At 64.4% G+C, this 13044-nt stretch carries 8 protein-coding genes and 1 pseudogene; 2 read left to right on the forward strand and 7 right to left on the reverse strand.

The annotated features are described in order from the left end of the window. The 4 genes from JXA24_04305 to JXA24_04320 form a co-directional block, all read right to left on the reverse strand. Positions 1–828 (reverse strand): hypothetical protein (locus JXA24_04305; protein ID MBN1282977.1); only part of this gene is annotated, 828 nt, incomplete at its 3' end. A gap of 1 nt (position 829) precedes the next feature. Continuing rightward, positions 830–1516 carry a DUF3047 domain-containing protein gene (locus JXA24_04310; GenBank protein MBN1282978.1) on the reverse strand — a complete coding sequence of 229 codons (687 nt, stop codon included), beginning with the start codon at positions 1514–1516 and terminating at the stop codon, positions 830–832. A gap of 31 nt (positions 1517–1547) precedes the next feature. Beyond that, complete coding sequence (locus JXA24_04315; GenBank protein ID MBN1282979.1) at positions 1548–2306, reverse strand: RluA family pseudouridine synthase; 759 nt, start codon at positions 2304–2306, stop codon at positions 1548–1550. Between the two features lie 4 nt (positions 2307–2310). Next, positions 2311–3846, reverse strand: coding sequence for a hypothetical protein (locus JXA24_04320; GenBank protein ID MBN1282980.1), 1536 nt, complete (start codon positions 3844–3846; stop codon positions 2311–2313). Positions 3847–4137: 291 nt separating this feature from the next. Here JXA24_04320 and JXA24_04325 point away from each other — a divergent pair, with 291 nt between their 5' ends. Next, on the forward strand, positions 4138–7899 hold the full coding sequence (locus tag JXA24_04325; GenBank protein MBN1282981.1) for a tetratricopeptide repeat protein: 3762 nt from the start codon (positions 4138–4140) through the stop codon (positions 7897–7899). Here JXA24_04325 and asnS read toward each other — a convergent pair. Continuing rightward, entirely contained in the window at positions 7889–9178 is a 1290-nt protein-coding gene (gene asnS / locus JXA24_04330) for an asparagine--tRNA ligase (protein ID MBN1282982.1), read from the reverse strand. The genes JXA24_04325 and asnS overlap by 11 nt on opposite strands. Next, positions 9175–10044 (reverse strand): UTP--glucose-1-phosphate uridylyltransferase, encoded by an 870-nt coding sequence (locus JXA24_04335; protein ID MBN1282983.1) that lies wholly within the window; start codon positions 10042–10044, stop codon positions 9175–9177. The genes asnS and JXA24_04335 overlap by 4 nt, the downstream gene beginning before the upstream one ends. Positions 10045–10399: 355 nt before the next feature. Between JXA24_04335 and JXA24_04340 the strand changes: the two genes are divergently transcribed. After that, positions 10400–12154, forward strand: coding sequence for a glycosyltransferase (locus tag JXA24_04340; GenBank protein MBN1282984.1), 1755 nt, complete (start codon positions 10400–10402; stop codon positions 12152–12154). Between the two features lie 5 nt (positions 12155–12159). Here JXA24_04340 and JXA24_04345 read toward each other — a convergent pair. After that, positions 12160–12936, reverse strand: a pseudogene (locus JXA24_04345) (heme ABC transporter ATP-binding protein). Positions 12937–13044: the final 108 nt, after the last annotated feature.

A 13044-nucleotide genomic window follows, 5' to 3' on the forward strand; every position in this document is an offset into this window, starting at 1 on the left:
CTTGCGAGGCTTGCCCTTGGGGGCCGGGGCGGGCCCGGCCTCGGGCATCTCGAGTTTCGGCCCCTCGGCGGGCGGGACGCACAGGGTGATGTCATCGGCGTTGCGGGACGATGACATGGACGCCACCAGCGATCTGTACTGCGGGTCGTCCTCGATATCGTGGAAGTCGTCCCCCACCTCGATCCATGCGACGGTGCCCGCGGGATTGATCCTGAACGCCGCGGCCAGCGCCTCGCACGCCCCGGCCGCATCGCCCATCGCCGCATGATATGCGGCGAGATATTCCATGGACTCGAAATCGCTGCGCAGCAGGATATCGTCTATCTTCCCGAACATCTTGAGCGCCTTTTCACGCTCGCCCATCGAGGCGTGCAGCGCTGCGGACAAAAGGTCGCACTCCGCCTTGTGCAGGACCGTGCCTGCGCGCTTGGCCTTTTTGTAGCTCTTCAGCGCCTTGTCGAAATACCCCCTGTCCATCGTGCCGTGCGACTTCAGAAAGAGAAAGAGGTTGTGGTAGGCGACGGCCAGGTTCTGGTAGTGCTTGTGCGCCTCGGAGCGCGACGGGCTCTCGCCGATCTCGTCGAGCGCAATGCTCGTGGCGGCGCGGATGATGTAGTTGATCCTGGGGCTCTGCGGCTCATCTCGCAGCGCCAGCACCGCGGCGGCGAGGTCGTGCGAGGCGATGGCGTCGATCGCCCTCTGCGGGACGACCGGGGAAGCGGCGGCCGGCGCCCGCTGCCCTGCCTTTTTCTTCGCCGCCTCAGCGGCGTGCGGCGCTGAGGCAACGATGGCCAGCAATGCCGCGGCTGTGGCTATCGAGCGCCTCATCTCATCCCGCCTCTTTGGATATCGCGAAGTCGGCGTAGTCGCACGCGGACGGGCTGTGCGTGGCGTTTCCGTCGGTGAGTATGCCTATGCCGGAGGGGTTCTTTTCAAGATCGCTTCCGAACAGATCGCGGTAGTCCTTCAGCACGTCGACAGTGTGGCTGCGCCATACGCCCGCGCCGCCGCTGTCGAGCACCTTCACCTTGAGCTTTCCGTCCCTCCTGGAGACTACCCTGCCCGCCGGCAGCGTCGTGCTCCAGACGTACTTGATCGCGTGCCCCTTGTAGCGTCCCACCACCACGTACAGGGCGCATGCGCTGTCGTTGGCGGCGTCCCGGGACTCGTCCCCGCCTGCGGGCAGCCTCGTCGCTCGCCACTGCCATGAGAGCCGAGGCCTCGCCTTGACGTTCCAGTCGAAGTTGAGAAATATCTGCTCCGAGAGGTCCCACTCGTCATGGGCGCGGATGAATTTCCTGCCGTCCTCATCCACTACCCTGTAGACCTTCGCCGCGTCGCCCCGCTGCATGGGCCAGGTGCGCCATCGCCTGGGGAAGGAGCCGGTCTTGGAGGTGGAGAGGTCGTCGAGCGCGAGGCTGCCGGCGCCCCCCACGGCCGTGCCTCCGACCAGCATCACCGATGCGGCCATGAGCGTGGCGGCGACCGCGAGCGCCGATATGACGGATATGCGCATGCGCGAGGTATAGGGGCTGCTGTCCGCCGTGTCAACGATTCCTGCGCGCAGAGAGGCGCGAGATCGCCTTTGTGAAATCGGGCGGGAGCGGCGCCTCGAAAGACACGATCTCCCCCGATGCGGGGTGAGCGAGGGAGAGCCTCGCGCTGTGCAACATCTGCCTCGGGGGGGCGAGGGGGTCGGCGCCCCTCTTTCCGGGGCTGCGGTAGATGGGATCGCCCGATATGGGGAAGCCCAGATGCGCCAGGTGCACGCGTATCTGGTGGCGCACCCCGGCCCTGATCATGACCGAGAGGAGCGCGTAGTGCGCGCCGTCCAGCTCGAGCCGCTCCACCACCTCGAACGAGGTGTGGGCCGGCCTCGCGGAGAGAGCGGCTGCGCGGGACTTTGTCTCGCACGCGACCATCCTCTTCGCCTTCGACCGGTGGTGTGCGATGGGGACGTCGGTCATGCCGCGTGCAGGGGGGTCGCCGATCACGAGCGCGAGGTACCTCTTTCTCGCAGAGCCTCCCGAGAGCTGCGCCCTGAGGTTTTCGTGCGCCTCGGTGCTCTTCGCCGCGATGACCAGCCCCGAGGTCCCGTTGTCTATGCGGTTCGCGAGCCCGGCCTCGAGGGGGTTTCGGCCCACGCCAGCCTGGGCGGCCCGACGGTCGTTGAGCCACGCGGCCAGGGTGCCCCGTTCGCCCTCCTTCAGTGAGGCGCACGGCATGCCCGCAGGCTTGTCTATGACTATTATGGAATCGTCCTCGAAGACGATCCTGGGGAGAGATGTGTCGCGACGGTCTGCCATGGCCTCAATACAGCAGCGGGGTGCCGTCTATCGCCATGCCCGCATCTGCGTCCGCGCCGAAGAGGATGTTGAGCACGTTGTCCAGCGCTATCGCGGGTATGTCGTGGCCCGCTGCCCAGTCCTGGACCACGCATCCGGACGTCGCGCCGATCATCTGGATGGTGGCGAGGCGCCCGTCGGAGGTGCTCATGACCGCCATCGGTCCCAGGGGCTGCCTCGCGACCTCGATGTCCCGGAGGGATCCGCTCAAGCAGTCGTTCTTGGTCACCTCCGCAAGATCGACCCAGTTGACTATATCGTCGAGCTTGACGCCAGGACTCAAAGGCTGCTGCAGCAGGCCGAGATCAACAATTATGTTGTTCTCATAGAGCGCGCGAGGGAGCGCGGCGGAGTCCACTATCGCCACCCTGATGAACTCGTTCGAAGCGTCGATGTAAAGGGATGCTGAGACCATGGTGTCCATGTCCCCTGCGTCAGCCCTCTGCCACGTCGCCTTGTGCGTGAGGTTGTCGGCCTCAAAGATCGTGAGGTAAGAGTTGACGGCGCTGGTAGTCTGCGTGAGCAGCGCGCCGATGTATTTGCCCTCGTCGTTTTCTATGACGGAGATGGACAGGCTCTTCGTGAGGCCGGTGAGGGGCACGCTCCCGAGGTAAAGATCCATCGTGCTGATGATCGTGCCGTCTATCATCGACACGAAGGAGAGCACCACCGAGTCGCCCGTCCTCGTGGCGACTATGGGCGCCTTGACCGGGGACGGGACAGGCAGAAAGATCGCGTGCATGGGCTCGTTCTGCATGGTGAAGGAGCGCTTGTCCGTGAATGCGCCGCCCTCGAACGTGCCCATCCAGACGGTCTTGTCGTCCTTGCTGGTCACGACTATGCGGTCCGCGCCCGAGACCTCCTTCGCGGCTATGGAGTGGGCGTAGCAGCCGTTTATCTTCACGGTCGTCTCGCCCGACGCCCCTATCACGAGGGTGTTGGTCGTCGTGTCGGTGCCCTGCTTGAGGAGTATCGGCACTCCGCTCACAGGGGCGATGGCTATGTCCGCCACGGCGCCCGTGAGCCCCTTCCCCGCGCAGTTTTCCTCAGGCTCCGCAGGCTTCGGGACCGTCACCGTTATTGTCGGGCTCCTCCACGCCCCGCTGTCCGCGTGTATGAGCCCTATCGTCAGCTCCTGCTCCGCGGCGGCGGCGATCCCCATTGTGAAGGAGCCGTCCTCTTCCGAGTACTCGCAGGCGTGCCCTGTCTCGCCGCATATCTCCGGGAGATCTGCGGCGAAGGCCGATCTGACGATGTAGCGGAGCAGGTCGAGGCCCGCAGTCTCGGACTCGTTCACCACCATCACCAGCGCGCCCCCTGTGACCGCCCCCTCGGAGCCGCTGACCGCGACGTTGCCGTCCGCATCGGGGGTGGAGACGTCTATCCGCCCGGTGATGGGCGCGGGCAGATCGATGGGCGGCGCAGAGACAGAGCCGCACCCTGCCCAAAGCAGTGCTATGGCCAGGATCGGCCCTGTGTATGATGTGATTTTTGTCTTCATATCGCTATCCCCCTTTCAGAGGGTCGTGGATACACATACTATTTTAAAGCAAGGTAGATGCCAATGGCTGAAATAATTTTATTTCTTGGAATATCAATCAGTTACTTTGATGATTCAGAATTGTTCCAAATCATATGATCAAAATAATGATCTATAAAAAAATCATCAAAATAGTTTAAAATAAATAATACATGGATTATAGCTTTCAATATAAACTATTTATTTTGAACAAGCATTAAATGTGGTATTATATTTTTGATTCCAGAACGAATTTTGATGCCAGGGGCCGATATGGATAACCCCAAGATAATAGACGGGAAATACGAGATCAAGGACCTCCTCGGGGGAGGGGGTTTCAGCGACGTATATCTCGTGGAGGGGCCGGACGGCGAGTGTGCGCTCAAGCTCCTGAAGGGAGAGATCGCCGTCCTCAAGAAGGCGGCGCTCGAGGAGTTCAAAAACGAGTTCTCGATCCTTCGGGACATGCGCCATCCATGCATCGCCTCGATACTGGACTTCGGCTTCGACGCCGGGACCCGCCGCTACTACTACACCTCGGAGATCATAAGGGGCAGGGACATAGTGAACGCCACGAAGGGGAAGAAGCTCGGCGAGATCACCGAGCTCTTCGTGCAGGCGCTGCGCGCGCTGGGTTATCTGCACTCGTTCCGCGTCTATCACTTCGACATCAAGGCGGCCAACGTCCTAGTGGTCGGCGGCGAAAGGCCCGCGGTGAAGATCATCGACTTCGGGCTGGCAGGGATCGACCCGGGGGGCAAGCTCATAGGCACCCCCTCGTACATGGCGCCTGAGATAATCGCGAGGGAGCGCGCCGACGGCCGTGCGGACCTCTATTCGCTCGGCGTGCTCTGGTACTCGTGCCTGGTGAGGAAGAACCCGTTCAGGGCGGAGACGAGCCAGGAGACGCTCTCGCGGCACCTCAAGCTCATCCCTCCCGCCCCGTCGCATGAGATCCCCACGCTGCCGAAGTGGCTCGATTCGATCGTCATGAGGCTCCTCGAGAAGAACCCTGCGAACCGCTTTCCTACCGCCTCCGCGGTGATCAGGGAGATGAACCGCCTTGGAGGGTCCGACTATCCGCTCGAGACGCGCGAGACGCTTCTGTCGTATGTCCCCGACGAGGGGAGGTTCGTGGGCAGGGCGGAGGAGCTCGCGGCGCTCGAATCGGACCTGGCTGCGCTCAAGGGGGTGAGCGGCGCGTCGAGCGGCTGCCTGGTCTCGGGGGGCGTGGGGATCGGAAAGACGAGGCTTTTGCGCGAGCTCAAGTACAGGGCTCAGCTCGCCGACATGAGGATCGAATGGGCGTCTGCCTCCGACCCCGACGGGTTCAGATCGTGGTGCGAGGGGCTGTCCATTCATCTCTCCGAGGGCAGGGGGCTGTGCGCATTCATGCTCGACGATGCGCAGGAGGCGCTCTCCGACGAGGTCATGAGGGCCGCTCTCCTGGCCCTCGTCTCCCGCGCGCGCAGGCCGGCCGCCTCCGCCTCCGCATGGATCGCCCTCGCCGTGAGGCCGGTCGCGCAGGGGGAGGCCCTGGCATCTCTTTCCGCGCTGCTGCCGATCGCCGTCGAGGTGAAGCCGTTCACGCCGGTAGAACTGGGCAGCTACGTCTCCTCGCTCACCGGGCTCGAGAGGCCGCCCGAGGCCCTGATCGGGGGGCTGTTCGAGCGCACCGAGGGCAATCCCCTCTTCCTCACCGAGGTGCTCCGCTCGCTGATCGAGGGGGGAGGGCTCTTCGACGAGCACGGTCGCTGGAACGAGGCCATATTCGAGGACGTGGGCGTGGACTTCTCCAAGGCCGCGATCCCGCGCACGGTGGGCGGGCTCATGCTCGATCGCTTCATCGGGCTCCCCGGCGAGGCGCAGTCGCTCCTCCAGGCGCTGGCCGCCGCCGGGAGGCCCGCCACCGCGGTCGAGCTGGGCGCGTGGGGCAAAGCGGCGGAGCCCGGGCCAGCCATCATGAAGCTCGTCGCCCAGGGGGTGCTCGACAGGGCCGAGGGGTTCGCGTTCCGCTTCCACAACGCGCTGATGGGACAGGTGATCCAGGATTCCATGGCCTTCGAGCGCAGGACCGCTATGCACGACGCAATCGCCGCATGGCTCGCCGCTTCGAACGGGGGTGCGAGGGAGATCGCCGAGCATCGGAGCCAGGGCTCCGATGTCGCGGCCGCATTCGAGGCCGCGATGTCTCTGGGGGAGGAGTCGCTCAGGGCCGGAAGGGGCGAGGAGGCGGCGAAGTTCATTCGCAGGGCGCTCGACCTGGTGGACGACTCCGACATGGAGAGGCGCGTCGAGGTCCAGATGAAGCTCGGCGAGGCCTATCTCATCGGACACGACTACCCGGCGGCCACGGAGCATTTCTCCGCGGTGGAGGCGATGATCACGGCGAGCGCGGGCAGCCCTGCGATGGCGCGCTGGCGGGCCGAGGTCCTGGTGCGCCTCGGCGGCACCTACATAAAGCTCGGGCAGTTCGAGAGGGCCAGGGCGTCGCTGCACGACGCGAAGGTCGCGCTCGGGCAGTCGGGCGGCGGGATGCGCATCGACCTCACGATCCAAAACCTCCTCGGGAGCATCCGGTATCTCGAGGGGGACCTCGAGGGCGCGAGGGCGACCTTCACCGAGACGATGCTCGCGGCCAGGGCGCTGCCCGAGGGCGAGTCGCAGAGGGTCACGAACAACGACCTCGGCGTGGTGCTCACCGCGCTCGGCGAGCATTCGGAGGCCGCATCGGTCCTGGGTGCCGACCTCGCCGCCGCCGAGAGGCTGGGAGACGACCTCCTCGTAGGCCGCGCGCATTACAACATGGCGCAGCTTGCGCAGTCGATGCGGGACTATCCGGCAGCGATCGAATCGTACAAGGCGTGCATCGAGGTGTGCCGCCGATCCCACAACATGGAGCTGCTGCTGCGCGCCTACAACGGCCTGGGCAACGCATACCGGATATCGGAGGACTCGGAGCAGAGCATCTCGTTCTACGAGCGGGGCATGGCGCTGCACGAGCGCACCGGCGACCTGAGGGGCGGGGCGGCGATAGCGATAAACATGGGGCTGGTCGAGTCGGCCCGCAAGAGGCCCGACGCGGCGCTCGACCACCTGGTGCCCGCCGTGGAGTATCTGCGCAGCGTTCCGGAGAAGACCGCGGCAGACTGGGCCGCGCTCTCGAGGGGCCTGCTCGAGATAGGCGACATCGCGAAGTCGGCGGGCCGGCTCGACGAGGCGCGCGCGAGGGTGGAGGAGGCGCGCGGCATCGCCTCGCAGGTCGCGCAGGCGGCCGCTCAGCGATTCTGGATATATGCCACCCTCGCCGAGATTGCGCAGGCGCAGGGCCGCAGGGGGGAGTACTCGGATCTCCTCGGCATGCTGGATTCCATGGCATCGACCGACTCGGAGAAGGGGGCCCTGGCCGACATCAAGGCCAAGTCCGGGCTCCCCGCTCAACCTCAACCTGAACCTCGACCTCAACAACTTGTCGGAGGGGATCCGCGCAGCCGCATGCTCGAGATCAGCAGGCTTGTCGCCGAGCTGGAGGCGAAGGCCCGCTCGCTTGCGATCGAGATCGATGAGGTGTTGCGACAGGTGTCCGGCTGCGAGGCGCTGCCCGGCAAAAAGGCCGAAGGATTCAAGGCTGGCTTCGGCGCGCGCCGGCCGCCCGGAATGGCGCCGCAGGGCAGCGTCATGATCGACGAAGAGAACAGATACGATCCGGGGAAGCCGTGGTCCGACTACGAGAGGGTCATCATGGCCAAGTGCCTGGCGGCCAACGGCCACAGGGTGAGGCCCGCCGCCGCCGAACTCGGCATCGTCCCGGCCACGCTCTACAGCAGGATGAAGCGGTACGGACTGAAGGAGAGGGGCGCCGCCCCGTATTCCGAGGAGTTCGCCTACACCCGGGGAATGAGCATAGATGGCTATCTGCCGCTGGTGTTCTCCGCGGCACTCGAGGCGGCGGGCGGCAGGGCGAAGGACGCCATCGCGAACCTGCGCGTGAGCCAGGGGTATTTCTACAAGGTGATGAAGCGGGCTAGGGGGTGAGCCTCGTTATCATGCGGGGGAACGGTATGGTCTCGCGGATGTGCGGCACCCCGCAGATCCAGCCGGTGAGCCGCTCCAGCCCGTATCCGAACCCGGCGTGCGGGACCGAGCCGTACTTCCTGAGGTCGAGGTACCACTCGAAGGCGGAGCGCGGGAGCTTGTGCTCATCGAGACGGCGCAGCAGCGTGTCGTAGTCGTCCTCGCGCTGGCTGCCCCCGATTATCTCGCCGAAGCCGTCCGGGGCGAGAAGGTCGGAGCAGAGCGCGAGGTCGTCGTTCTCGGGATCGCGCTTCATGTAGAACGCCTTGACCTTGGCAGGGTACTTCTCGATGAAGAGCGGCTTCACCTCGTCGCGGGTGATGAGGGTCTCGTCGTCGCCGCCGAGGTCGTCGTCGGCCCTTATGTCGCTGCCCAGCGCGTGAAGCCTCTCCACCGCCTCCGCGTGGGTCATGCGGGGGAAGGGCGGCTCCACCTTCGAGAGCCGCTCGATGTCGCGCTCGAGGATCCCCAGCTCCTGGAAGTTCCGCTCCACCGCGCGCCTCACGATGTGGGAGATCAGCTGCTCCTGGATCTCCATGCTGCCCCTGTGGTCGCAGTAGGCCATCTCCGCGTCCATCATCCAGAACTCGGTGAGATGGCGGCGGGTCTTGGACTTCTCCGCGCGGAAGACCGGGCCGAAGTCGAAGACCCGGCCGTGGGACGCTATGGCCGCCTCGATGTAGAGCTGCCCCGACTGCGACAGATACGCCTTGCCCAGGTCGAAGTAGTCCACCTCGAAGAGGGTGCTCGTTCCCTCGCAGGCGGCGGGGGTGAGGATCGGGGAGTCTATCTTTATGAAGCCGTTGGCGTCGAACCACTCTGATGTGGCCAGGATCACGGTGTTGCGCACGCGCTGGATGGCCCACTGCTTCTTCGATCTCAGCCACAGGTGGCGGTTGTCGAGCAGGAAGTCGGGGCCGTGCTCCTTCTTGCCCAGCGGGTACTCGGGCGCGACCTGGACCACGTGGATCCCGGTGACGTGCATCTCGTACTCGTCGTGCTTGGGGTGCCTGGCGACCTTGCCGGTTATTATCGCGGAGGACTCGAGGGTCAGCCTGTGCGCGTCCTCCCATATCTCGTCCGAGACCTCGGGCCTGTGCACTATGCACTGCATGAATCCGGACCCGTCGCGGAGCTGGAGGAAGGTGATCTTGCCCGAGGAGCGGAGGTTGTAGATCCACCCCTTGATCGTCGCCTCGTGGCCCACGTGCTTGGGCGCGTCCTTCACGAATATGTTCATTTCGCTCCTATCATCTCCCTCATGAACGAGGTGATCTCGTCCGGCGCCGAGCTCCAGCTGTAGAATATGTTCGCCTTGAGGAACCCGAGCGGGTCGCCTGTGTCGAACTGCCGCCCCTCGTACTCGTAGGCCACGAACCTCCCCTTCTTCGCCAGCTCGTTCTGAGCGTCCGCGAGCTGTATCTCGCCGCCGCGGCCCGGCTTTGCGTTCTCGAGGAGGTCGTACACCTCCGGGCTGAAGCAGTATCTGCCGACGACGGAGAGATCGGACGGCGCCTCGTCGGCGGAGGGCTTCTCGACGACCCCCTTTGCCCAGTGGATGCGACCGTCCGACTTTCCGATGTCGTATATCCCGTAGAGGTGAATCTGATTCCTCGGCGTGTGCTCGGTTGCCGAGAGCGAGCAGCCTGTCTTCGCGTAGGCGTCTATGAGCTGCCTGCAGCAGGGCGTGGTGCTGTCTATGAGCACGTCGGGGAGGATCACCACGAACGGCTCCTCGCCCACGACGTCCCTGGAGCACAGCACCGCGTCGCCGAGGCCCCTGGGCTTGATCTGCTGGACCGGAACGACCTCGACGTTCGAGAGCAATTCGTTCAGCTTCTCGAGCAGCGGGGCCTTGCCGCGGGCGGCCAGCTCCCTCACGTACTCGGAGTCGGTGTCGAAGAAGTCCATGATGTGGGTCTTCTGCGGCGATGTGATGAGGATCACCTGCTCGATCCCGGATGCCACCGCCTCCTCGAGCACGATCAGCAGCGTGGGTTTGGTGCCGATGGGGAGCAGCTCCTTTGGCACCGATTTCGTGACCGGCAGAAAGCGCGTCCCCAGCCCGCCCGCCGGTATAACCGCCTTTTTCACCTGTGGCGCCATGGCCCCCTCCCTTCCGAACCAATGGAGGCTAACAACGCAGAATTGTTGTGTAAAGGCTGTTTTTCCGCGACCCTTTTCAAAAAAACAGTTTTTCGCGCAAAAAGAGCGAAACTTTTTGAACTGACGGAGGATAAATAGGATGGAGCCGGTCGGGCGGGGCTGAGAATGAGCCGCAGCGCCATCGAGGGGGATAAAAGTGCTTGAAGGTGGCGGCTGATTGAGCTAGGAAGGGCATCCGCCGGCAGCAAGGCCGACCCATCGCGTGTCACGACATCTTTTGGAGGCTGACTTGTCATCGCTGATGCGTCCCATTTCTTCTCCCCTCGTATCCGCCTTAGGGTATTCAGGGCCATCTTTGATCTCGCTCGCCGTTGCCGCACAGCCTGCGCGCATAAGGGATCAGAACGACGCGTTCCTCGCGGCGGCGCGTCCGCACGCGCTGCTCATCACGAACCACGGCTACCCGGGCCCAGACGTGCGCTGGCCCGCGAGCGGCCCCGACTCCGGCGGCCAGATAACTTACGTCAACAAGGTTGCGGAGAATCTCGTGCCCCTGGGCTACAAGGTGACGGTCGCCACGCGCGCATTCAGGCCCGACGAAAAATACGCCGAGTACGGCGACCGCAGGGGCGTGGATTTCTTCGAGAACGAGCCTCTGGCGCGCTACGTGTTCGTCCCGGGCGTCGAAAAGGGATTTGTGGCCAAGGAGCAGATCTTCGCGGAGCTTCCGGTCATTGCCCACAACATTTCGCATTTCATGGCCGAGGAGGCGCGCTCGGCAGGGGTCAGGCCCTGGGAGCACGTGGCCTGGATCAACTCCCACTACTGGGACGGAGGGGTGATCGGCCAGCTCGTGGTGAGGGGATGGCAGCATGAGGTCCTCTCCGAATGGATAGCCGATAAGTTCGGATTCGACCCCGCTTCGCTTTGCAATCCCATGGCGGGCGGCATTGTCAGGACCGTGATCAGGGGGCTTGCGACCTATCTGAGCGAGGACCCGGAGTTGGCCGGCCGCCTGGATGCCGTGAACAGGCACGCATGGACCTCGCACTCCATAGGGACCCTCAAGCGGAAAAACATGGATGAGATGCCAAGGCCGGATGACGTCGACGAGTCTATCAGAAAATTAAAGGAGAAGGCGCGCAGGTGGGAGTACATGGCCATGAATTTCTCCATGCGCGAGCTGGTGGAGAGGGCGCTGGTTGGCGGGGCGCAGCTGGCCCTCGGGCAGCTCCTGTATCCGGACGTGCCGCCGGTGAAGTTGATCGCCTACACCTCAGCCGAGATACTGGATCAGACGCGATGGCTGGGCATGCCCGAGGAGATGCCGCTGGTGAGGTTCCCGCCGGGCACTGAGTTCGAAGGCTTCTATCCGCGCGACAATGTGAACCATCCTGACGTCCAGCTGCTCTTCCATTACCTGGAGGGCGGGGCCGATCTGTCCCATGAGGAGAAGCACCCGATAGCGAGGGCCGTTCCCGCGGAGGTGGTGGACAGGATGCGGCGCGACCCGCAGGGCCTGAATGTGATCGTCGAGGCCAGCCGAATGGACGAGACAAAGCGCAAGGCGCTTCTCGTCGAGGTCATGCCTCTTCTCCCGAAGGATACGATCCTGCTCATAACCGGCATGAGGGACGGCGCAGGGGTCTACGACGGGATCAGGGCGCGCATAGAGGAGCTGGGGCTTTCGGACCGGGTCTTTCTCATAGGCAGGGTCCCGGCCAGGTGCATGGGGCCGCTCTGCAGCCTGCCGCACGGAGATGGTAGCGGTAAATTCCGTCTCGCTATCGGCGCCAGCGCCTCGCGCATGGAGGGCTGGGGCATGTCGGTGATGGACATGACCGCCGGGGGCCTTCCGCTGGTGGCGTCCGACATGATCCCGTATGCGACCTACATAGCGGACAAGGGCGACGCGGCCGTGGTCGTGCCCATGCAGGAGGGGGAGGTGGAGAGATACGCGGGGGTCTTCCGCTCGCTCATAGACGATCCCGCCGCCGCGAGGGATCTCGCCGCGCGCGGCCGCGAGGCTGCCCGAGAGTTCGACTGGTCGGAGCTCACCCGGATGTTTTTGGGCGAGCTGGAGAAAATCTTAGGCATCAGCAGGAAATAATCGGATCATACCGGGATGCAGTATGGCGTCGAGGTGGCCGGGTCCGCGGCCACGCGCACCCTCGCGCCGAAGACCCTCTCGATGACCTCAGGCGTGATGACCTCTGCGGGCGCGCCCTCCGCTGCCACTCGCCCCTCCTTCAGAAAGACTATGCGGTCGCAGGCCGTGGCTGCGAGGTTGAGGTCGTGCATCACGCATGCGACCCCCATGCCGCACTTTTTCGCGAGCCCCCTCATGAGGCGCGCGAGCTCGGTGGTGTGCCTGATGTCCAGGAAGCTCGTGGGCTCGTCGAGCAAAAGCGCCCTGGGGTTCTGGGCCAGGGCGCGCGCGATTATCACGCGGCGCCGCTCGCCGCCCGAGAGGGTGCGCACGTCCCTCTCCGCCAGCCCCTTGCAGTCGATGGCGCGCATGGCCTCCAGCGCGATGTCGATGTCCTGACTCGACTCGAAGCCGAACCTGGGGAGATACGGCGCCCGCCCCATGAGAACGATCTCGAGAGCCGTGAAGGGGAAGGGGATGTGGCTCTCCTGCGGCACCACCGCGATCTCTTTCGCGCGCTCGTGGTGCATGAGAGCCCGGAGCGGCGAGCTGTGCAGCAGGACCTCGCCCGCCGAGGGCAAAAGCGCGCCGGACATGAGGCCCAGGAGCGTGGACTTGCCCGCGCCGTTGGGGCCCATGATGCCCAGCACCTCGCCCCAGCGCAGCGCCACGGCCACGCCGTTTACGACCGGCGCGTCGCCGTAAGAGAAGCTCACTCCCTTTGTCTCTAGTAAAGTATCCATGCTAAGATTTCAATAATTGCTCCGGGCGGCTCCTCCCGCCACAATTTGAGGACCCTTTTTCCGATGACGCTGTAAAAAGGGGCCTCAAATTCTGGCTCGCGTCGCCGC

The organism is Pseudomonadota bacterium, from assembly GCA_016927275.1.
In the GTDB taxonomy this organism is placed as follows: Bacteria; UBA10199; UBA10199; order 2-02-FULL-44-16; family JAAZCA01; genus JAFGMW01.